Consider the following 20,621-nt stretch of genomic DNA (forward strand, 5'->3'; position numbering starts at 1 on the left):
GGCATAAGGGCGGCTTCAGTCCGGGTTGTCCATGCGCAGGCGCAGGCTGACCGAGCCGCGGACCGCCGTGCCCCAGTTCAGCGCCACCTGCTGCCGCGACGGGCCAAGCCCGGCCTGCACCCAAGGCATCTCGGACACGCGGGCATTGGCGGCATTGGTGATCTGGCTGGTGGCGATGATCGACTGCACATTGCGCACCCAGCCGTTGAAGGGCAGCACCTGGTCCACCGTCAGCAGCCAGCGGTTCGAGGCGGTGGCCTGACTATGCGCCACATCCACCGGATTGGCGACATAGGTGTTCACGCCGTTGAACATGTTGCCCTGGAACTGGATGTTGCGCATGCGCTGGTAGTTCAGGTCGGCGAATGTGGTGTCCACCTTTTCGATGCGGGCGATCTTGTTGAACAGCGACTTGAACACATTGCCCATCACCGTCAGGCCATGGATGAAATGGCCGGTGCCATAGGGCTTGACCACCAGCCAGTTGAAGCCCAGCGTCGTGTTCGAGGCCAGGAAGGTGTTGCCGGTGATCGTCAGCCCGCCGAAGGAGTATTCCTCGCCGTCGAAATTCGGATAGGGATCGTGCTCGTTCGTCCACTCGATCGAGCAATTGTCGATATAGTTCCCGGTCACCGTCGCCTGCACGTTGGTCTGGGTCAGCACCAGCCCGCCGAAGCGCACGCCGTTCTGGGCATTGTCGCCCTGGAACCAGTGATTGCCCTCGATCATATGGCCGCCGCCGTTCATCACCGCGAAATGCGCGAAGCGGATGAAGCGGCTGTGGCGGATCTTGCTGTCGTTGTTGTTCACGTTCAACGCGACGGTGGTGCGGTTCTGCGCCAGATCGCCCATCTCATTCGACAGGAACTCGCAGCGATCGACCAGCATCCCCTGGCAGGCCGAACCGATCGAGGTGATGCCGCGATCCCTGGGCCGGGTGAAATAGCAATCGCGGAAACAGTTCATGTTGCCGGTCTTGGCCAGCATGACACCGCTGGCGCTGCCCTCCAGCAGGAATTCGATATCGTCGAAATTGAAGCGGCTGAGATGCTCCATCTCCGAGAAATCAAAGGCATAGCGATAGCGGGTGAAGCTGTAGCTGCGCGTCCCCGGCCCGCCATAAAGCGGCTGCGACAGCGTCAGCGTGCCGGCCGCGACATTCTTGGCGGTGACATAGACCTCGCGCCCGACGCCGTTGCCGGTCACGCGGGCGCCGACCTCGATATTGGCGATGTTGCCGACCGCCGACAGGGTCATCGACTGCGCCGGATTGTAGGTCGCGGCCGAGGTCACCACCCGCGTGTCCCAGGCCGAACCCGGGACAATGCTGATCTGGCCGTTCGCGATCACCCGGCGGTTGGCAAAGCTGGTCATGCCCGGCGCCGCGCCGGCAATGGTGATCGGCTCGACCAGGTGCACGTTGCGCCCGCAAAGATCCAGCACCGAATGGTCGGTAAAGCCCAGAAGCGCCTGCAACGCCCGCTTCATCCCCTCGGTCTCGTCGCCGAAGGCGGCGGCATAGGTCGGATAGTCGAAGCTGCGCGTCAGCGCCAGCCGTGCCGCGCGCGGCATGCTCAGGGTACCAACGAAGCGGACAGGCGAGGACATGCTGAGATCCGAGCCGATGACATAATTGCCCTCGGGCACCAGCACCTGACGGCCGGCGGCGGCCTGATCGGCGGCGATGAAGGCGCCGCGATCATCGGCCGTGCCGTTGCCGATGGCGCCGAAATCGCGCACATCGACCCAATCCAGCATCCCCGGCACGAAGGCCGCCGTCACATCCTCGATCACCAGGCTCTCGATGCGGATCGAGCCGTTGTTGTCGCCGGTCAGGTCCAAGCCGAAATGGCCGAAGGTGGCATTGCGCCCCCAGGGCATGTCCACGCCCTCGCGCCGGCCGGTGCCGACGATGGCCGAGACCTCGACCACCTGCCCATAGCCCGGAAGCGCGACCGAAGGCCCGGTCTGTGGCACGCCAGACACGTTGTTGCCGGCGGCATTGCCGGCAAAGGCCGCGATGCGCACCTGCGGCAGGTTGCCGGCGATGGCCTTCAGCCGGGCCGAGATGCGCAGGTAGCTGCCCGGGTTGATCGGCGTGCGCTGCATGTAGCGGATCGAGGTCACGGCGTCCTGCTTGAGGATCTCGAGGCAGCTGCCGAAATCCTCGTCCGCCGGTACGATGGCCGCATTCGCCGCCCCCGCCCAGGTCGGAGACCCCGCCCGGCCATCAGTCTGGGACCACTGATTTAGGCCCAGCCGGAAGGCGCGCGGCATCAACGACTGGTTGCCGATAATCGCAATGGTCATGCCAATTTCTCCCTATTCCAGATCATGCGAGGCGGATGCCCGCGCGGTCCGGTAAGAATTTGGCAATGACGCGTTAACCGGTCGTTAACCATGCGCGCGCGGCAACGCCACCGCGCGCAACATGAAATTCCTGCACCGGATCAGGCGGTTGGCTCGGCCACCAGTTCACCGGCCAGCGCCCGCTCGATCAGCGCCCGGGTCTCGTCCACGCCGTAAAGCGCGATGAAGCCGCCGAAGCGCGGCCCCTGATCGGCGCCCAAGAGCACCTGATAGAGCGCCTGGAACCAGTCCTTCATCGGCTCGAACCCGTGCTCGCGGCCGATGGCGAAGACCATGGTCTGCAAGGCCTCGGCATCCGCCGGCTGCTCCCATGCCGCCAGCCGCCCGGCCAGATCCTCCAGCGCCCGCCGCTCGACCTCGGTCGGCGCGCGGTAAGTCCGAGTCGGGGCGACGAAATCGTTGAAATAGCGCACGGCGAACTCGGCCGCCTGATCCAGCGCCGGGTTGGTCGCGGGGCTGGCCTCGGGCGCATAGCGGCGGATGAACCCCCAAAGCCCGGTCTTGTCCTTGGCCCCGGCGACCGAAGCAAGGTTCAAGAGCATCTGGAACGGCACCACCATGTCCGATTCCGGCACCTCGCCGCCATGGATGTGCCAGACCGGGTTGGCCAGCTGCTGCTCGACCGTCTGGCCGGGATAGGCGCGCAGCTGCTGGTGATATTCGTCCACCGCCTTGGGGATGACGTCGAAATACATCCGCTTCGCGGTCTTGGGCTTCTGGAACATGAAATAGCTCAGGCTCTCGGTCGCCGCATAGGTCAGCCATTCGTCGATGGACAGGCCGTTGCCCTTGGACTTGCTGATCTTCTGACCGTGCTGGTCCAGGAACAGCTCATAGGTGAAATGCTCGGGTGCCCGCCCGCCCAGGATCTCGCAGATGCCGTCATAGATCGGCGTGTTGGTCGAGTGATCCTTGCCGTACATCTCGAAGTCGACGTCCAGCGCCGCCCAGCGGGCGCCGAAATCCGGCTTCCATTGCAGCTTGACCTGGCCGCCGGTGACGGGCAGCGTCAGCTCCTCGCCATCCTCGTCGTCGAAGGTGATCGTGCCGGCCTTGGCATCGACATGCTTGATCGGCACGTAAAGCACCTTGCCCGACTTGGGGCTGATCGGCAGGAAGCAGGAATAGGTCTGCTGGCGCTCCTCGCGCAGGCTGGCCAGCATCACCGCCATGATGGCGTCGTATTTCTCGGCCGCCTTCAGCAGCGTCTCGTCGAACTGGCCGGACTTGTAGAACTCGGTCGCGCTGATGAATTCGTATTCGAAACCGAAAGTGTCCAGGAACCGGCGCAGCATGGCGTTGTTATGGGCGCCGAAGCTGTCATATTCGCCGAACGGGTCGGGCACCGTGGTCAGCGGCTCTTGCAGGTGCTGGCGCAGCATCTCCTGCTGGGGCACGTTGTCGGGCACCTTGCGCATGCCGTCCATGTCGTCGGAAAAGCAGAACAGCCGCGTCGGGATGTCCGAGATGATCTCGAAGGCGCGGCGGATCATGGTCGTGCGCGCCACCTCGCCGAAGGTGCCGATATGCGGCAGGCCCGAGGGGCCATAGCCGGTCTCGAACAGCACATAGCCCTTTTCGGGGTCCTTCTTCTCATAGCGTTTCAGCACGCGGCGGGCCTCTTCGAAAGGCCAGGCCTTGGATTTCATCGCGGCGTCACGCAGGGCGGTCATTTTCGGGTCTCCATTGGCTCGAAACTTCCCCGTATTGAAACGCTGGCGGATGGTCAATAATTACCCCCGGAAACGCAAGGAGAATTGCCATGCCCGACAGCCTGCCCTCGTTCTCGCCCTGCGACGCGCTGGTCGCGGTCATGGTGGCGGTCTCGGCCTCGGACCAGAACCCGCGCACGGCCGAGCTGGTCGCCATCGAGCGCGCGGTGAACCACACGCCCGTCTTCGCCGATTACGACATCGACCGCATCCGTGCCGTGTCGCAGACCGTGGTGACGCTGTTCGAGGAGGAGGACGGGCTGGATGCGCTGTTCGGCCTGGTGCGCGCGGCGCTGCCGGAAAAGCTGTTCGACACCGCCTATGTGCTGGCCTGCGACGTGGCGGCCTCGGACGGCCGGCTGGGCGAGATCGAGGCCGAGATGCTGGCCGAGATCCGCGACCAGCTCGACATCGACCGCCTGCACGCGGCCGCCATCGAACTGGCCGCCCGGGCCCGCCACCGCCTGCTTTAAAGCGTCGCCCCCTGCGCCGCGGCGACGGGGGCGGGAAGGCCGTATTCCTCCAGCCAGCCCTCGATCAGCGCCTGTTGCAGCGCCTTGGAGCGTTTGGTCCAGCCCATCACGCCCTCGGGCAGTTCCTGGCCCTCGCTCGCGGCGCGGCGCGGCTCGTCACCGGTCAGGATGGCGAAGGCCAGCGCCCGCCCCTCGGGCGCCTGCGCATAGCCCGCCAGGTTCGACACGAAGTTCAGCGTGCCGGTCTTGGCCTCGATGCGGATGTCGCTGTCCTTGCGCTTGCCGCGTGCGTCCTTCAGCGGGATCAGCTTCATCAGCCCGCGCAGGTCTCGCGCCTGCCCCGGCCCCGCCATCAGCGTCGCCAGCATGCCCGCGCCGACCCGATTCGAGGGCGACAGGCCGGAGTGATCGTGAAAGGCGAAATCGCCGCCGATCCCCTGCCCGCGCAGCCAGTCCGCCATGGCCGCGGCCGAGGCCGCCACGTCGCCCGCCCGGCTGGCCGCCAACCCGATCACCTCGGCGGTCAGGTTGGTCGAATATTCCATCATGTCCCGCACGATCCGGCGCAGGTCCGGACTTTCGTGGCGCGCGATCTCGGTTCCCTCGGGCAGGATCTCGATCACCTCGGGATTGGGCAGCGCCAGGCCGCGGGCTCGGCACAGGGTCTGGAATACGTCGCCCGCATAAAGTTCGGGGCGGCGCACGGGCAGCCAGCGGCTGCCGGACTTGCCCAGGCTGCGCCGCGCGATGGTCCAGCTTTCCAGCTTGCCCGCCTCATAGGTAAAGAGCGGCAGCCCCCGGTCCACCGCCGCGATGGCGGTCGTATAGGCCCTGGGCGACAGCCTGCGGCCCCGTGCCTGCAACGAAAGCTGATAGCCCTTGTCGCCGCGCCGCCAGTCCAGATGCACCCGATTGAAGTTCAGGATCATCCCCGAGATCGAGGGGTTGTAGGGCAGATGCTCGTCCTGCGCCGGGTCTAGCCGGCCGATGCGCGGCAGCGCCCCGCCCCAGACGGCGAATGCGGTCGGCGCCGTGCGGCCGGCGGCCTGTTCATCCGCAACGGTCGCGGCGGCCAGCTCGTCCAGCGCATCGGTGTCCAGCACCGGATCGCCGCCGCCCGCCAGGATCAGCGTATTGCCGGCCCGGATCACGCGGGTCGCAAAACGGTGCCCCTCGCCCAGCCGATCCAGCGCGTAAAGCGCCGTCACCGCCTTCAGCGTGCTCGCCGGGGCCATGGGCTGGTCGGCCCCACGCTGGGCCAGCACCTGGCCCGAGACCGGGTCGATCACCGCATAGGCCACCGCCCCGCCCAGGCTCGCGCCGGCAATCAGCGCCTCGGGGTCGAAGCCCGTGGGCCGCGCGGCCGGCCTTTGCTGCGCCGGTGCCATGCCGGGCGCCAGGGCCAGAAGCCCCAGCCCCGCCATGAAACCGCGCCGCGTCCATCCGTTCATACACGTCCTTTCGGCCCCAGCGCACGGATCGCGGTGGAGCTCAGCTTGTTCAGCGGCAGGTTTATCATCACCCAGGCCGGAGGCCTAGCGCGAGCGAGTTCACGGGCCCGCGACTCGGGCAGTCGGGCGCGCCACAACAGCCGCGCCGTGCGCGAAAATCGCGCCGGCATTCGCCAGCCGGGCCGGGCGATCACGCCGATCGGCACCCGGGCGGCAATGTCCCGCCAGCGGTCCCAGCGGTCGAACTGCACCAGATTGTCGGCCCCCATCAGCCAGACGAAGCGCACGCCCGGGTAAAGCCGCTGAAGGGCGGCGATGGTGTCCCGGGTCATGCGGGTGCCCAGCCGCGCCTCGATGCCGGTGATCTCGACCCTGGGATCGCGCATGACCCGCCGCGCCCGCGCGATACGCTGGTCCAGCGGCGCCGGGCCGTGCGGCTTCAGCGGGTTGCCGGGGCTGACCAGCCACCAGATCCGGTCGAGGCCGAAGCGGCGCAGCGCCTCGTCGGTGATATGCACATGGCCTTCATGCGCGGGATCGAAGGACCCGCCCAGCAGGCCGACCGTCATGCCCGGCCGTGCGATGGGAAACCCCGCCCGCATCCCCTAGAACAGGCCCTGCACATGGCCGTCCGCATCGATCCCCACCCGCAGGGCCGAGGGTTCGCGCGGCAGGCCCGGCATGGTCATGATGTCGCCGCAAATCGCCACCACGAAACCCGCGCCCGCCGACAGCCGCACCTCGCGCACCGGGATGGTGAAGCCCTCGGGCGCGCCAAGCGCCGCCGGATTGGCGGAAAAGGAATATTGCGTCTTGGCCATGCAGACCGGCAAATGGCCATGCCCCGCCCGCTGCCATTCCTCCAGCCGCTCGACGATATGGGGCAGGAACTCGACCTGATCGGCGCGATAGATCTGGCGGCAGACGGTCTCGATCTTCTCGGCCAGCGGCATGTCGTCGGGATAGAGCGGCGTGAAATCCGCGCCGCCCTCGGCCAGCGCGACCACGGCACGGGCCAGATCCTCGGCGCCCTTGCCGCCCTCGGCCCAATGCCGGCACAGCACGGCCTGCACGCCGCGCCCTTGGCAATAGCCGGTCAGCGCGGCGATCTCGGCTTCGGTATCGCCGGCGAAATGGTTGATCGCCACCACCACCGGCAGACCGAAGCGGTGCAGGTTCTCGATATGGCGGCCCAGATTGGCGCAGCCCGCCCGCAACGCCGCGACGTTCTCGGCCCCCAGATCGGCGCGGGCGACGCCGCCGTTCATCTTCAGCGCCCGCACCGTGGCCACCAGCACGGCGGCGGCAGGTTGCAGCCCCGCCAGCCGGCACTTGATGTTGAGGAACTTCTCGGCCCCCAGATCGGCGCCGAAGCCGGCCTCGGTCACGACGTAATCCGACAGCGCCAGCGCCGTGCGCGTCGCCATGACCGAGTTGCAGCCATGCGCGATATTGGCAAAGGGTCCGCCATGCACCAGCGCCGGGTTGTTCTCCAGCGTCTGCACCAGGTTCGGCTGCAAGGCGTCGCGCAGCAGCACCGTCATCGCGCCCTCGGCGCCCAGATCGCGCGCCGTCACCGGCCTGCGCTCGAAGGTCTGGCCGATGACGATACGGCCCAGCCGTGCCTGCAAATCGGCCAGATCCGAGGCCAGGCACAGGATCGCCATCACCTCGGAGGCGACGGTGATGTCAAAGCCGCATTCGCGCGGCACGCCGTTGGCCGGACCGCCAAGCGCCACCACCACCTGGCGCAGCACCCGGTCGTTCATGTCCATGACCCGCCGCCAGGTCACCCGGCGCGGGTCGATGCGCAGCGCGTTGCCCCAGTGGATATGGTTGTCGATCATCGCCGCCAGCAGGTTATGCGCGCTGGTGACGGCATGGAAATCGCCGGTGAAATGCAGGTTCATGTCTTCCATCGGCACGATCTGCGCATGGCCGCCCCCGGCCGCGCCGCCCTTCATGCCGAAATTCGGCCCCAGCGAGGCCTCGCGGATACAGACCGTCGCCCGCTTGCCGATCCGGTTCAGCCCGTCGCCCAGGCCGACCGTGGTCGTGGTCTTGCCCTCGCCCGCCGGCGTGGGGTTGATCGCGGTGACCAGGATCAGCCGGCCCTGCGGGCGCCCGGCAAGCCCGGCGATGGCGTCATGCGCGATCTTGGCCTTGTCATGGCCATAGGGCAGGAAATCGGCCTCACCCAGCCCCAACCGGCCGGCGATCTGCGCGATGGGCAGCTTCTGCGCCTCGCGGGCGATCTGGATATCCGATTTCATGATCCCTCCTCGGTCTGCGGCGGACAGTTGAGCGGCTGGGGCCGGCCAAGGCAAGCCCCACGGCACGCCCTAGCCCAGCCCGAGGCGTGCCCGCAATGGTGGCAGCCAGCTCTCGCGCCGCATATAGACCGCCGCGATGGCCCAGAAGGCGGTCACCAGCCAAAGGTCGATGGCCAGCCGCAGCCACAGATTCGCCGCGCCCGGCGGCACCGTCATATCCAGCGCATCGCCCCAGATCGACAGCATCACGCAGACGACGAAGGAAAACAGCCCGCCGCGCCCGATCTCGGCCAGCGCCTCGCCCGGAACCGTGGCGGCCATCCAGGCGAAAGGCCGCGCCAGCGGCACCGCCACGATCCAGCTTGCCGCCAGGATGGCGATGAAGCGCATGAAATCCAGCGACCATTTGTCGATGCCGCCGGTGATCTGGCGCAGGAACTGGCTGACCGGCTTGGCCGGCGCGCCGATCTTCCAGGCGATCACGATGGTCAGGCCGAACAGCAGCACGCCGACCGAAACCCAGGTCAGCAGCGCCGAATGCCGCCGCAGCACCGGCATGATCCGCTCGCGGAAGGCGCCCATGGCGACGCCGGCAAAGAACAGCATCTGCCAGCCGAAGGGGTTGAACAGCAATCCCGGCCCCGGGCGCTGGTTCGGGATCAGCGCGTTCAGGGGCTGGGCAAAGATCCAGACCACCACCGACACCGCCATCGCGAGCCAGGGCCAGCGCAGCATGAAGGGCACCGTCAGGGGCACGGTCGCGATCAGCAGCACGTAAAGCGCCAGCACGTCCAGCAGGTTCGGCTGCATCCACATCAGCGCGACGGTGGCGACATAGCCGATGGGATGTTCGACGATCCAGCGCGCATATTGGAACCAGACCGCGGTATGGTTCATGTGCAGCTTGAACAGCAGCGCCGAGAACAGCGCCAGCAGGATCGCCCCGGCGATCAGCGCCAGCCAGACCTGCGCGGCACGGCGCAGGAAGCGGATCTGCGCGGCCCGCCGGCCCTCGCGCGCCTCGACCTTGACCCAGACCATGCCGACCAGAAAGCCCGACAGCAGCACGAACAGCTCGGCGGCGTCGAAGACGGCGAAATTGGTCAGCGTCAGGTTACGCAGCACGCCGATCGGCATGTGGTCCAGCATGATGCAGACCAGCGCATAGCCGCGCAGCATGTCCAGGGCGACGATACGATTCATTGCGGCAACTTCGAAAAGACTTCGATCAGCGCACGGTTCTCGAGCAGCGCCAGCTGCTCGGCCGGACCGAGAAAGCCTAGTGCCTGCGCCTGCGAGGCGGCATGGCCGATCTTGGCCTCGGCCGAAATGGCATCCAGCCGCTCCTCGACCGGCCCGCGTGGGCTGTCGGGCAAAAGCGCCAGGATGCGCGCGCGCAGCGCGGCATCGCGGCCCAGGCTCTCCAGGCCGCCGCGCGGCAGCATGCCGGCGATGCGGAAATCCAGCGCATTGGCGGCGGTCAGCACCTCGGGCGGCTCGCGCTCCTCAGGGGTGACCAGCAGGCCCTGCCGGCGCGCCCAGCGGCCGAAGACCGGGCTGGCCGACCAGCGCGAGGTCAGCGGCGACAGGATCAGCCCGGCCAGGATCGGCGACAGCCAGACCAGTTGCCAGGGCGACAGGAAGGCCAGCACGACCAGCGTGGCGATCCCCAGCGCGACATGCAGCGCATGGCGGCGCAGCACGACATGCCAGGGCGGCATCTGGCCGGCGCGGACCTGCGCCTCCCAGCCGGAATCGCGGCCGCGCAGGATCTCGATGATCTGCCGGGTCTGGATCAGCATCTGCACCGGCGCGATCAGCGCCGAAAGCACGATCTCGAACATGGCCGAGGCGAGCAGCCGCACGTTGCCGCCCGAATCCTTGGCCAGCGGCCGTAGCCAGGCGCGGAAGATGGCGATGAACTTCGGCACCAGCAGGAAGGACATGGCGGCGATGAACAGCCACAGCATCCGCACCGGATCGAAGGTCGGCCAGGTCGGGAACAGCTGATAGGTCTGCGGGAAGTAATCCGGCCGCGACAGCAGCACATTGGCCGACAGCGCCAACCCGACCAGGATCATCGCCAGCCAGATCGGCGACATCAGAAAGCCCAGCATGCCGATGACGAAATGCACCCGGCTGATCCAGGCGAAGCCGCGCGAAAAGATCAGCCGCGCATGTTGCAGGTTGCCCTGCGCCCAGCGGCGCTCGCGCACGGCCATGTCCAGCAGCGTGGGCGGGCAGCCCTCGAAGCTCTGGCGCAGATCGTGGTCCAGCCGCACCTTCCAGCCGGCGCGGCGCAGCAGCGCGGCCTCGACGAAGTCATGGCTCAGGATGGTGCCGCCGAAGGGCGGCTTGCCCGGCAGTTCCGGCAACCCGCAGCATTGCGCAAAGGCGCCGACGCGGATGATCGCGTTATGGCCCCAGAAGTTGCCGCTGTCGCCCGACCAGGCCGCGACACCGCGGGCAATGGCCGGGCCATAGATGCGGCCGGCGAATTGCGTCAGCCGGGCGAAGATGGTCTGGCCGCCGACCAGCATCGGCATGGTCTGGATCAACCCCACCGCCGGATCGGCATTCATCCGCGCCGACAGCGCCTTGATCGTGGCCGCACCGACCACGCTGTCGGCGTCCAGCACTACCATCTGGTCATAGCGCCCGCCCCAGCGGCGCACGAATTCCCCGACATTGCCGGCCTTGCGGCCCTTGTTGGAGCTGCGGCGCCGATACCAGACCGGCACCGGAGAGATGTCGCGCAACCGGCTGATCGCTGCCATCTCCTCGAAGACGGCGCGCGGCTCGCGGCTGTCGGACAGCACGAAGATCTCGGCCCTGTTGCCCAGCCCCACGCGATAGAGGTCGCGCGCCAAGGCAGCCAGCAGCCCCGCCGTGGCAGCCGCGTTCTCGTGATAGACCGGCATGACCACGGCGACCTTTGCCTCGTTCGGGCCGTCCGGGGTGCGCAAGCGGCGGGCGAAAAGCCCCGAGACCATCGAGGTGAAGGAGAACCCGACCCAGGTGAAGGTCAGCGCGAACAGCACCAGCAGCACCGATTGCAGCCAGGTCATGTTCGAGCCGAAGGTCAGGACCATCTGCCGCCAGCCCGCCCAGGCGATCGCCGCGGCCCCGCCAAAGGCGACCAGTCGCGCCGCGATAGTGCCAAGCGAGGGCCAGCGGCTGTCCGGCCCCAGCGGCGGGCGGCCGCGGAAATCCTGCTCGGGCATGTCCAGCGGCGCCTCGGGCGGCGTGGCCGGCCCACCAGGCTGTGGCAGGTCCAGCACCTCCCAGCTTTCCTCGGCGGAAAGCGGCAGGGTGCGGGTCTCGCTGGCCGGGAACGGGCCCGGCTGGCCGCTTCTGGTGCTCACGTCGCTCACTCGCGTGTCCAGCGGGCGATCCAGGTCTCGCTGAGCGGGCCGTTCGGACCGTTCAGCACCGCCGAGAGATCGGCCAGCTTGGCGCCTTCGGGCAGGTATTCGAAGGCCAGCCGCATCCGGCCCTGTTCCGGCAGGCGCAGCAGGTAGCTGTGCCCGATCCGCCCGGCCGAGGCGCGCAGCTGCGGCACCGGATCCTCGGAGCCGAACAGCCCCAGATCGAAGTCGACGATATAGGTGCGGCCGTTGGGATTGTTGATCGCCCTGCCCGACATGGTTTCGATTACACGGGAAATCGGCGCACTGTCAGGGACTTCCGCCGCAAAAGCCAGAATATAGTTGAAGTCGTAGCGATTGCCTTTCACCAGCGCGTCGGCCGGCTGCCAGAACGAGACGATATTGTCGTTGAACTCGTTCTCGACCGGGATCTCGATCAGGGTGACGGTGCCCTTGCCCCAGTCGTCCTGCGGCGCGATCCAGGCCGAGGGGCGCTTTTCATAGCGCGCCTCGGCATCCTTGTAGGATTCGAAGTCCCGCGCCCGCTGCGCCAGGCCGAAGCCCAGCGGATCGTTGTCCATGAAGGCCGAGACCTGCAAGGTGCTGTGTCCCGACAGCACCCGCCACAGCCGCTGCTCGCTGCCGGTCAGCATCTGCAACCCGTCGCTGTCATGGACGGCAGGGCGGTAATCGTCGACGCGCGACCGGTCGGTCGGCCCGAACCAATACATCGAGGTCAGGGGCGCGATGCCGGCATTGCGCATGTCCTGACGCGGGAACAGCGAGACGCGAGTATCGAAGACCGTCTCGGCGCCCGGCGTGATCCGGAACTCGAAGGCGCCCGAGACCGAGCGGCTGTCCAGCAGCGCATGGACCAGCACCGAGCGGTCCTGCGGGCCGGGCTTGTGGATCCAGAAGCCGCGGAACAGCGGAAACTCCTCGCCCTCGGCGCTGCCGGTGCCGATGGCAAGGCCACGCGCCGACAGCCCGTAAAGCGTGCCGCGAGCAACGGCGCGGAAATAGCTGGCGCCCTGGAAGACCGCGATCTCGTCCATGACATCGGGCCGGTTCAGCGGTGCCCGGATGCGGAACCCCGACCAGCCCATGTCGCCCAGCGTCTCGTAATCGACGCCGTCGGGAAATTGCACCGGGTCGAAATCGAACATATGCGGGTCGAACCGGACCGGGATCACCACGCCGTCATCGACCAGGCTGATATCGACAGGCTCATGGAAGATCGCGCCGGGCGGCAGCAGGTCCAGCGCGAAATCGCGGCCGCCGGCCCAGGGGTCGCGGTCGCGGCGAAAGCGGATGCCGCGATACTGGTCATAGGTCAGGTTGGCGAAGGTGCCGACCAGTTCGGCATCGCGATATTCATAGGGGTTCGCGGCCAGCTCCCTGGCCATTTCCGCCACGTCCTCGAAGCCGAAGGGCCTGGGCGCGGCCTGCTCGGCCGGTTCGGCGGCGGCTTCCGGCTGGGCTTCGGGGCTTTCCTGCGCCAAGGCCGCCCCCAGCGAGGATGACAGCGCGCTGACGGCCGTCATGGCCGCTCCGGCAGAGATGACAAATTCGCGACGACGCATCGACCGACCCCATGTTTCGGGCAGGAAAGCCCGGAAATTCCGTGGGGATTTCGCATTGCCGCGCAGATCAGGCAAGCCTTTTCGCGCCGGAAGGCAGGCTCTTGCCGAGAGTTGATCGAAATCGCCGCGCGAAAGGGCCGCGCCGGCTGGAAAGCCCGCGCGGCCCGAAGCGCCTGTAACCTGCCTCAGCGGTTGATTTCCCGCATGACCTGCCCTTGGGGATTCAGCTCGACCGCGACCGGCTCGCCTTCTGGGTTCACGGCCTGCGCCACGACGCGCGGCCCGTCCTGCATGATCTCGCCGATGCGGCTATAGCCGGCCGAGGTCAGCGCCATGCGCACCTCGCCCCGGTCGATCTGGACGGGCGACAGCGCGCCCTGGCGCTGCGGTGCGTCCGCGGCAGGGGCCTCGGGCGCGGTGCCGGCGGGCGGCGGCGGCATGTCGCGCCCCGGCGCCGCCCGGTCTCCGCGATCCCAGCCCCGGTCCCCGCGCGGCCCATGGTGGCCGTCGCGATGGCCGTCCCGCCGGTCATGCCCGCGATGGTCGTCGCGGCCCTTGTCGCGGCGGTCATGCGCCCGCTTGTCGTGCCAGCCGTCGCGACCCGCATCGCCCCGGCCAAAGCGCAGCAGCGTGCCGTCCTGGGCAAAGGCGGCGCGGAGCGTGTTCTCTTCACCGTCCTGCCCGGCCAGCATCACGCCGCGCTCGCCGGAGAACACCGCCTTCAGCGTGCCCAGCTCGCCAAAGATCGCGTTGTCACGCACCGCTTGCGGCACCAGTTGATCGACCAGCGCCTGCGGCAGGGCCGCATCGCCCCTGGCGCGCATCCCGCGCAACTGGCCCTTGTCGTCCAGCATGGCGTCGATCTGCGTGCCGTCGGGCAGCTTGCCCTCGATCCGGGTGGAGCCGCGCGGGCCGCGCTTGCTGACAACCTCGCTCAGCCCGGCGTCCTGCAACACCTTGGGCAGCACCAGCGGTGCCTGGGCCTCGGCCGCAGGCGGCGGCGGGACGGCGGGCGTCTCTTGCGCCAGCACCGGCGCCCCAAGCACCGCCAGCAGGGCCGAAAGCGCGATCGAGGTCGAGAGTTTTCTGCTCATCTCTGGTTCCTTCCTTATCGGGACATCCTTAGCGGCCCCGGACGAATCGGGTGATAGCCCCTGCCCGGCCAACCAAAGACCAACGACCCGTTTGGCTTTCGTTTGGATTTCGCCCATTACATAGAGCCGATGAACCGCTTGCGCATCATATCCCTGCCGCTTCTTGCTGCGCTTGCGCTGGCCCCCGCCACATTTGGCGACGAGCGCAAGCGCGGCCACGGCCCGCCCTGGCCCGAAGACTGGGCGCCCGAATTCGACAGCCTTGGGCGGCACGACTTCCGGATCCTGCCGCTCAACCGCGCCGTCGAGATCGTCGGCGAACGGTTCCGCGGCCGGCTGATCGCGGCCCGCATCGTGCCGCCCACCGCAGAGGAACGCGCGCGCGGCGTGATCCTGGTGCATGAGCTGCGCCTGCTGACGCCAAAGCGCGACGTGCTGCTGATCCGCCTGGACGCACATAGTGGCGATTTTCTGGAAGTGGCGGGCGCCGGGCTGACCGATGCCCGCAAGAAGGGTCCCAAGCCATGAAATGCCTGATCGTCGAGGATGATCCGATGCTGTCCTCGCAACTGGCCGCAGCCCTGCGCGACGGCGGCTTTGCCTGCGACATCGCCGCCGACGGCACCCAGGGCGAATTCCTCGGTTCGACCGAGACCTATGACCTGGCGATCCTCGACCTCGGCCTGCCCGGACTGCCGGGGATCGAGGTGCTGACGCGCTGGCGCGAGGGCGGCGTGACCATGCCGGTGCTGATCCTGACCGCGCGCGGCGACTGGACCGACAAGGTGGCCGGCTTTCGTGCCGGGGCCGACGACTATGCCGTCAAGCCCTTTCGCCTGGAAGAGGTGGTGATCCGCGCCCAGACGCTGGTGCGCCGCGCCGCCGGCCATGCCCAGGCGGTCATCAAGGCCGGGCCGCTGCGGCTCGACACCCAGCTGGGCGTCATCACCCGCAACGGGCTGGCGCTGAAGCTGACCGCGTTCGAGACCCGCATCCTCGCCTATCTGATCCACCACCAGAACCGCATCGTCAGCCGCAGCGAACTGTCCGACCACCTCTACGACTCCGCCGCCGACCGCGACTTCAAGTCCATCGAGGTGGTGATCGGCCGGCTGCGCAAGAAGATCGGCGAGGGCCTGATCGAGACCCGGCGCGGCGAAGGCTATGTGCTGAGGACCGCCGCTTGATCCCGCCGCGCGATTCGATCCGCGCGCGGCTGATCGGGCTGGCGGCGCTGCTGACCGGCGTGGCGCTGGTCGCGGGCTATCTCGCCATCGCCGCGATCCTGGAGGATTTCATCACCGGCCGCTTCGACGCCGAGACCGAGGCGGTGGCCGATGCGCTGATTGCCGGCGCCACCATCGACGCCGAGGGCAAGCTGGCCGCCGGCCCCGCCCCGGCCGATCCGCGTTTCCAGATGCCGCTTTCGGGCTGGTTCTGGCAATTGACGCAGGACGGTAGGGTGATGGCGAAATCGCCTTCGCTTTTCGACAATGTGCTGAACCCGCCCGAGGCGGATTTCCAGGGCGGCCCCGGCCTGGGCCCGGCGGCGGAGCCGCTGCGGGTGACGGGCCATGCCTTCACCCTGCCCGATTCCGCCTCGGCCCTGGCCGTGACCGTGACCGCGCCCCGGGCCGAGATCGACGCCGCCATGGCACGGCTGCGCCGGCCGTTGGCGGTCTCGCTCGTCGTTTTGGGACTGGCCTTGGCGGCGGCCAGCCTGCTGCAAGTGGCGGCGGGTCTGCGCAGCCTCGACCGGCTCGGCCGCGACCTGCGCCGCATCCGCACCGGCCAGGCCGACGCTCTGCCCCTGCCCGCCGTAGCCGAACTGCGCCCCATGGCCACCGAGATCAACGCACTGCTGGAGCAGAACCGCGCCGTGCTGGCCCGCGCGCGCGAGCATGTCGGCAATCTGGCGCATTCACTGAAGACGCCGTTGGCTGCGCTGGACAATGCGCTTCCGGCCGAGCATCCGGGCCACGGGCTGATCGCCCGCATGGACCGCCAGATCGGCTGGCATCTGCGGCGCGCCCGCAGTTCGGCCGCGCCGCGACTTCTGGGCCAGCGCACGCCGGTCGCGCCGGTGATCCAGGACATCCTGCTGGTGCTGGGCGGCCCGATCCGTGAGGCGGGCCTGCACGTCGAGGTCCGCGCCGATGCCGAACCCGCCTTCGCCGGCGAGCGCCAGGATCTCGAGGAGATGATCGGCAATCTGGTCGAGAACGCGGTGAAATGGGCCTCGGCCGCGCTCCGCATCACCGCCCGGGTCGAAGGCGACCAGCTGCGCATCCTGATCGAGGACGACGGCCCCGGCATGTCGGACCAGGATCACGCCCTGGCGCTGACCCGCGGCGCGCGGCTCGACGAGGCCGGCCCTCCGGGCACCGGCCTTGGCCTTGCCATCGTCGCCGATCTGGCCGCGCTGCATGGCGGGGAGCTGACGCTGGATCGGGCGGCCTTGGGTGGACTGGGGGCGGGCCTGCGACTGCCGGCCGCGGCGGCTGCACGGCGCGGCTAGATTCCCCTTGCCTCGCATCGCGCGCCAGCCTATCCCGGCCCGGCTTGGAAGCGTGGCCGAGTGGTTTAAGGCTCTGGTCTTGAAAACCAGCGTGGGGGAGACCCCACCGTGGGTTCGAATCCCACCGCTTCCGCCATCGCCGCGACGTCCTGCGTAGCGGAAATTCAAGATATCCATCAAATTAATTATTTATGCCAGAAACCTACAATGGCGTTGCTTCGCATGGCGGGCAGCGGCTGAAAAAAATGGCAGGGTGAACGGTAGGCAGGACACTACGGCGGGAACGACGCTGCCGACGGAACGGGACGCGCGGGCGGCGAAGCGGACCAGGCACGACGGGCGCAGGAGCGCCCATGCCCACAGCGGCGGGCGGCTGCAAAGGCCTTTACCACAAATCGGCCCGCTTGGCTGCTGCGCATCATGGTCGGCGCCAAGCGGCGCGAAATCGGGCAAGCTATCCGCCCCGGAGGGAGATCGTCCGGATCGATCCCATGGCCCGCATCCCCCTGCGCTACCGACGGGAGGCAGCCGTTCAAAGCGCCTCGAAGGCCGCCCTCTGCCGATCCGTCCAGCGCAGGCGCAACCGCACGCCGTCCTCGGCCACGTCCTCGGCGGTGACCACTCCCTGCTCGTGCAGCCAAGCCCGGCGGCGGCCGTCCGAATGCGGCAGCACCAGTTCCGCCGCGCGGCGTGGCTCATCCAGCGCCTCGGCCAGCCGCGCCTCGATCGCGGCGAGCAGCGCGTCCAGCCCCTCGCCCGTCAATGCCGAGATCGCCTGCACGCCCTCGGTCCGCGCATCGGTGCGCAGCAAGGCCGCGCGGGTCTCGGGCGAGAGCGCGTCGATCTTGTTCCAGACCTCGATCAGCGGCACGTCCTCCTCGACGCCCAGCGAATCGAGGATCTCGCCCACGTCGCCCGCCTGCTCCTCGGTCTCGGGATGGCTGATGTCGCGCACATGCAGGATCAGGTCGGCGGCCAGCACCTCCTCCAGCGTGGCGCGGAAGGCGGCGACCAGTTCATGCGGCAGGTCGCTGATGAAGCCCACCGTATCCGACAGGATCACCCGGCGCCCGCCCGGCAGCACCATCTGCCGCATGGTCGGGTCCAGCGTGGCGAAAAGCTGGTCCTGCGCCAGCACCTCGGCCCCGGTCAGACGATTGAACAGCGTCGATTTTCCGGCATTGGTATAGCCGACCAGCGCCACGATCGGATAGGGCACCTTGGCGCGGGCCTTGCGATGCAGCTCGCGGGTCTTGACCACGCGCTCAAGCTGGCGGCGCAGGCGCACCACCTGCTCGTCGATGGCGCGGCGGTCGGCCTCGATCTGGGTCTCGCCGGGACCGCCGACGAAGCCCAAGCCGCCGCGCTGGCGTTCCAGGTGCGTCCAGGCCCGCACCAGACGGGTGCGCTGATAGGCCAGCGCCGCCAGTTCCACCTGCAACACGCCCTCGCGCGTCTGGGCGCGATCCGCGAAGATCTCGAGAATCAGCCCGGTGCGGTCCAGGATCTTGACGCCCCATTCCTTTTCCAGGTTGCGCTGCTGGACCGGAGTCACCGGCCCGTCGATCAGCACCAGCTCGGCCCCCTCGCCCTCGGCGGCGGCCTTGAGGTGCTGGCCGATCTCCTCGCGCTTGCCCTTGGAGAACAGCATCCCCGGATCGGGATTGCGCAGCCGCGCCACTTCGGCCCCGGCCACCTCGATGGCGGGCAGGGCATGGGCCAGGGCCACCGCCTCCTCCAGCGCCAGCTCGGGCGAGCGGCGGGTGCGCGAATTGCCCAGATCGGGATGGATCACATAGGCCCGGGTCGGCCGCTCGCGGGTTTCCGACGGCTCGGCCAATCAGTCCTCGCCGTCATAGAGGCTGATCGGCTGCCCCGGCATGATGGTCGAAATGGCGTGCTTGTAGACCAGCTGCGACTGGCCGTCACGGCGCAGGAGCACGCAGAAATTGTCGAACCAGGTGATGACACCCTGCAATTTCACACCGTTGATAAGGAAAATCGTGACCGGGACCTTGCCCTTGCGCACATGGTTCAGAAAAGCGTCCTGGAGGTTCTGTTTGTCGCCGGCCATTCGGGGCACCTTGTTCTTATCGCTGGTTTTCAAGACTTAGGCGAGCGGGCAGCGGCTTGCAAGCATGTGTCCGCCCTAACGCCGCCAGTATTCGGGCGAGAGCAGCGCCAGAAGCGCCAGCGTCTCGATCCGGCCGACGATCATCGCGCCGGCCAGCACGGCTTTTGTCAGCCCCGGCAGCCCGGCCCAGCCGGCCCAGGGTGCCCCCGCCATGCCGGCCGAGCCCTGAAAGGTCGGCGTCAGCGGAATCGCGCCCGCCAGCTGGCCGGTATTGGTCAGCGCCGCGATCGACAGGATGGTGGCCGAATCGAACTCGATCCGTTGCAGGGAGATCAACATCACCGTCACGGCGATGGAACTGGCGAAAAGCATGAAGAAGATGAAGGCGAGATAGGCCCCCTCGCGCCGCAGCCGCCGCGCCATCAGCCCGCCGCCCCCGACCGAGCTGGGATGCACGATCCGCTCCAGCTCGCGCTCGGAATGGCGCGCGAGCGCATAGACCCGGAGCAGCTTGACCCCGCCCGCGGCGGTGGCGACGCCGCCGCCCATCATCGCCAGCCCCGCCAGCATCAGGCCCGGAGAGCTGAGCCCCGACCAGTTGCGTGCCCCCTGCCATTCGACCGAGTTCCAGCCGGTGGTGGTCAGATAGCTGAGCCCGTTGAAGATCCCGCCCCAGGCGGCCGAGGCGGCACTGTCCAGCGTGTCCAGCACACCCTTGGCCCCGGTCGGAGAGACGCCGATGGCGCCGGCGAAATGCCGCGCGAACAGCACGACCGAGACCAGCAGCACCACGCCGGCGGCCATGCGCAGCTCGGGATCCTCGATCCAGCTTTCGCTGGCCTTCAGCTCGCCGCCGCCCGGCCAGAAGCGGCGCGACAGCGCCGGGATCAGGAACAGGAAGATCACCACCTCGCCGGCGATGCCGCTGCCCTGCCCGGCCGGGCCGTCGACCGGGCTGATGCCGCTGGTCGACAGCGTGCCCATGGCACGGGTCAGCGCCACCAGCCCGGTCTCGCCCAGCATCAGCAGCAGCATCCACATCAACAGCGTCAGCCCGGCATAGACCGGCAGCACCACCCGCCCAGCCCGCACCACCCGGTGGGCCGGATCGGCCAGTTCGGTCTGGAAGGCGGGATGCGACAGATAGCCGGCGCCGCGCAGCCCGTCGGCCGAGCGCGGCAGCCGCTCGAACCGCTCGCTGCGGCCATAGGGCGAGGACATGATTTCGAAGCCCCCCACCCGCAGGGGCGCGAGCAGCGCGATGGCCGCGACCAGCATGAAGAGCCCGCCCAGCCAGCCGACGATGGACCGCCACAGATGCAGCGGCGCCGGCAGCAGATCGGCCGAATAGAGCGAGGCCCCGGTGGTGGTCAGGCAGGAGATCATCTCCCACCAGGCGTTGAAGAAGCCGGTATCGGGCAGGGCCATGGCAAAGGGCGCGGCCAGCATGGCCGGCAACAGCGCCATGGTGCCCAGCATGGTCAGCAGCACGCTGCGCGCCCGCGGCCCCTCGGGCCGGCCGGCGGTGGCGAGGCCCAGGATTGCCGCCAGGATCACGAACAGCCCCGCCGCCCCCAGGAAGATCGAGCCGATCTTGTGGCTCTCCAGCGCATGGGCATAAAGCCCCGGCAGCACCATCGCCAGCGCGCCGATCCCCCCCAGGATCACGATCAGCGGCAGGCGCAGCAGCAGCTTCATCCCCGGC

At 68.3% G+C, this 20,621-nt stretch carries 16 protein-coding genes and 1 tRNA gene; 5 read left to right on the forward strand and 12 right to left on the reverse strand.

Going from position 1 to position 20,621, the window contains the following annotated elements:
- Positions 1-15: 15 nt before the first annotated feature.
- Positions 16-2,310 carry a glycosyl hydrolase family 28-related protein gene (locus AQY21_RS22430; RefSeq protein WP_058099808.1) on the reverse strand — a complete coding sequence of 765 codons (2,295 nt, stop codon included), beginning with the start codon at positions 2,308-2,310 and terminating at the stop codon, positions 16-18.
- Positions 2,311-2,450: 140 nt separating this feature from the next.
- The gene (locus AQY21_RS22435) at positions 2,451-4,043 is read right to left on the reverse strand and encodes a lysine--tRNA ligase (RefSeq protein WP_058099809.1); all 1,593 of its coding nucleotides are present in this window, start codon (positions 4,041-4,043) and stop codon (positions 2,451-2,453) included.
- A gap of 89 nt (positions 4,044-4,132) precedes the next feature.
- Here AQY21_RS22435 and AQY21_RS22440 point away from each other — a divergent pair, with 89 nt between their 5' ends.
- Positions 4,133-4,555: a tellurite resistance TerB family protein gene (locus tag AQY21_RS22440; RefSeq protein ID WP_058099810.1), complete on the forward strand. Its 423-nt coding sequence runs from the start codon at positions 4,133-4,135 to the stop codon at positions 4,553-4,555.
- On the opposite strand, the gene AQY21_RS22445 is transcribed toward AQY21_RS22440, so the two are convergent.
- The 7 genes from AQY21_RS22445 to AQY21_RS22475 all read right to left on the reverse strand — a co-directional run bounded on the left by AQY21_RS22445 (position 4,552) and on the right by AQY21_RS22475 (position 14,324).
- A complete protein-coding gene (locus tag AQY21_RS22445) occupies positions 4,552-6,006 on the reverse strand; it encodes a D-alanyl-D-alanine carboxypeptidase/D-alanyl-D-alanine-endopeptidase (RefSeq protein WP_058099811.1) in 1,455 nt (484 codons plus the stop codon). The genes AQY21_RS22440 and AQY21_RS22445 overlap by 4 nt on opposite strands.
- A complete protein-coding gene (locus tag AQY21_RS22450; protein WP_058099812.1) occupies positions 6,003-6,608 on the reverse strand; it encodes a nicotinate-nucleotide adenylyltransferase in 606 nt (201 codons plus the stop codon). Before AQY21_RS22450 ends, AQY21_RS22445 begins: the two co-directional genes overlap by 4 nt.
- A 3-nt stretch (positions 6,609-6,611) precedes the next feature.
- Complete coding sequence (locus AQY21_RS22455) at positions 6,612-8,279, reverse strand: formate--tetrahydrofolate ligase (protein ID WP_058099813.1); 1,668 nt, start codon at positions 8,277-8,279, stop codon at positions 6,612-6,614.
- 69 nt (positions 8,280-8,348) lie between these two features.
- Complete coding sequence (locus AQY21_RS22460) at positions 8,349-9,482, reverse strand: OpgC domain-containing protein (protein ID WP_058099814.1); 1,134 nt, start codon at positions 9,480-9,482, stop codon at positions 8,349-8,351.
- Positions 9,479-11,644, reverse strand: a complete 2,166-nt coding sequence (gene mdoH, locus AQY21_RS22465) for a glucans biosynthesis glucosyltransferase MdoH (RefSeq protein WP_238986881.1) — start codon at positions 11,642-11,644, stop codon at positions 9,479-9,481. Before mdoH ends, AQY21_RS22460 begins: the two co-directional genes overlap by 4 nt.
- Positions 11,645-11,649: 5 nt before the next feature.
- The gene (locus AQY21_RS22470) at positions 11,650-13,191 is read right to left on the reverse strand and encodes a glucan biosynthesis protein (protein ID WP_238986882.1); all 1,542 of its coding nucleotides are present in this window, start codon (positions 13,189-13,191) and stop codon (positions 11,650-11,652) included.
- Between the two features lie 224 nt (positions 13,192-13,415).
- Positions 13,416-14,324: a hypothetical protein gene (locus AQY21_RS22475; RefSeq protein ID WP_058099817.1), complete on the reverse strand. Its 909-nt coding sequence runs from the start codon at positions 14,322-14,324 to the stop codon at positions 13,416-13,418.
- 129 nt (positions 14,325-14,453) lie between these two features.
- Here AQY21_RS22475 and AQY21_RS22480 point away from each other — a divergent pair, with 129 nt between their 5' ends.
- The 4 genes from AQY21_RS22480 to AQY21_RS22495 all read left to right on the forward strand — a co-directional run bounded on the left by AQY21_RS22480 (position 14,454) and on the right by AQY21_RS22495 (position 16,978).
- A complete protein-coding gene (locus AQY21_RS22480; RefSeq protein ID WP_058099841.1) occupies positions 14,454-14,852 on the forward strand; it encodes a hypothetical protein in 399 nt (132 codons plus the stop codon).
- On the forward strand, positions 14,849-15,511 hold the full coding sequence (locus AQY21_RS22485; protein WP_058099818.1) for a response regulator transcription factor: 663 nt from the start codon (positions 14,849-14,851) through the stop codon (positions 15,509-15,511). Before AQY21_RS22480 ends, AQY21_RS22485 begins: the two co-directional genes overlap by 4 nt.
- Positions 15,508-16,842, forward strand: a complete 1,335-nt coding sequence (locus AQY21_RS22490; protein ID WP_058099819.1) for a HAMP domain-containing sensor histidine kinase — start codon at positions 15,508-15,510, stop codon at positions 16,840-16,842. The genes AQY21_RS22485 and AQY21_RS22490 overlap by 4 nt, the downstream gene beginning before the upstream one ends.
- 46 nt (positions 16,843-16,888) lie before the next feature.
- Positions 16,889-16,978, forward strand: a tRNA-Ser gene (locus tag AQY21_RS22495).
- A gap of 396 nt (positions 16,979-17,374) precedes the next feature.
- Here AQY21_RS22495 and hflX read toward each other — a convergent pair.
- From hflX to AQY21_RS22510, 3 genes are all read right to left on the reverse strand, one after another.
- Positions 17,375-18,682, reverse strand: coding sequence for a GTPase HflX (gene hflX, locus AQY21_RS22500; protein WP_058099820.1), 1,308 nt, complete (start codon positions 18,680-18,682; stop codon positions 17,375-17,377).
- Complete coding sequence (gene hfq, locus AQY21_RS22505) at positions 18,683-18,916, reverse strand: RNA chaperone Hfq (protein WP_017999735.1); 234 nt, start codon at positions 18,914-18,916, stop codon at positions 18,683-18,685.
- A 75-nt stretch (positions 18,917-18,991) separates the two neighbouring features.
- Entirely contained in the window at positions 18,992-20,614 is a 1,623-nt protein-coding gene (locus tag AQY21_RS22510; protein WP_058099821.1) for a potassium transporter TrkG, read from the reverse strand.
- Between the last annotated feature and the right edge of the window lie 7 nt (positions 20,615-20,621).

It is taken from the genome of Paracoccus sp. MKU1, from assembly GCF_001447385.1.
GTDB lineage: Bacteria > Pseudomonadota > Alphaproteobacteria > Rhodobacterales > Rhodobacteraceae > Paracoccus.

Bases quoted from the DNA above. Each gene is read 5' to 3' on its own strand.
- AQY21_RS22485 (WP_058099818.1), top strand. From the start codon at position 14,849: ATGAAATGCCTGATCGTCGAGGATGATCCGATGCTGTCCTCGCAACTG.
- AQY21_RS22460 (WP_058099814.1), bottom strand. From the start codon at position 9,482: ATGAATCGTATCGTCGCCCTGGACATGCTGCGCGGCTATGCGCTGGTC.
- hfq (WP_017999735.1), bottom strand. From the start codon at position 18,916: ATGGCCGGCGACAAACAGAACCTCCAGGACGCTTTTCTGAACCATGTG.
- AQY21_RS22440 (WP_058099810.1), top strand. From the start codon at position 4,133: ATGCCCGACAGCCTGCCCTCGTTCTCGCCCTGCGACGCGCTGGTCGCG.
- AQY21_RS22430 (WP_058099808.1), bottom strand. From the start codon at position 2,310: ATGACCATTGCGATTATCGGCAACCAGTCGTTGATGCCGCGCGCCTTC.
- AQY21_RS22510 (WP_058099821.1), bottom strand. From the start codon at position 20,614: ATGAAGCTGCTGCTGCGCCTGCCGCTGATCGTGATCCTGGGGGGGATC.
- AQY21_RS22475 (WP_058099817.1), bottom strand. From the start codon at position 14,324: ATGAGCAGAAAACTCTCGACCTCGATCGCGCTTTCGGCCCTGCTGGCG.
- AQY21_RS22455 (WP_058099813.1), bottom strand. From the start codon at position 8,279: ATGAAATCGGATATCCAGATCGCCCGCGAGGCGCAGAAGCTGCCCATC.
- AQY21_RS22480 (WP_058099841.1), top strand. From the start codon at position 14,454: ATGAACCGCTTGCGCATCATATCCCTGCCGCTTCTTGCTGCGCTTGCG.
- AQY21_RS22445 (WP_058099811.1), bottom strand. From the start codon at position 6,006: ATGAACGGATGGACGCGGCGCGGTTTCATGGCGGGGCTGGGGCTTCTG.
- AQY21_RS22470 (WP_238986882.1), bottom strand. From the start codon at position 13,191: ATGACGGCCGTCAGCGCGCTGTCATCCTCGCTGGGGGCGGCCTTGGCG.
- AQY21_RS22450 (WP_058099812.1), bottom strand. From the start codon at position 6,608: ATGCGGGCGGGGTTTCCCATCGCACGGCCGGGCATGACGGTCGGCCTG.
- AQY21_RS22435 (WP_058099809.1), bottom strand. From the start codon at position 4,043: ATGACCGCCCTGCGTGACGCCGCGATGAAATCCAAGGCCTGGCCTTTC.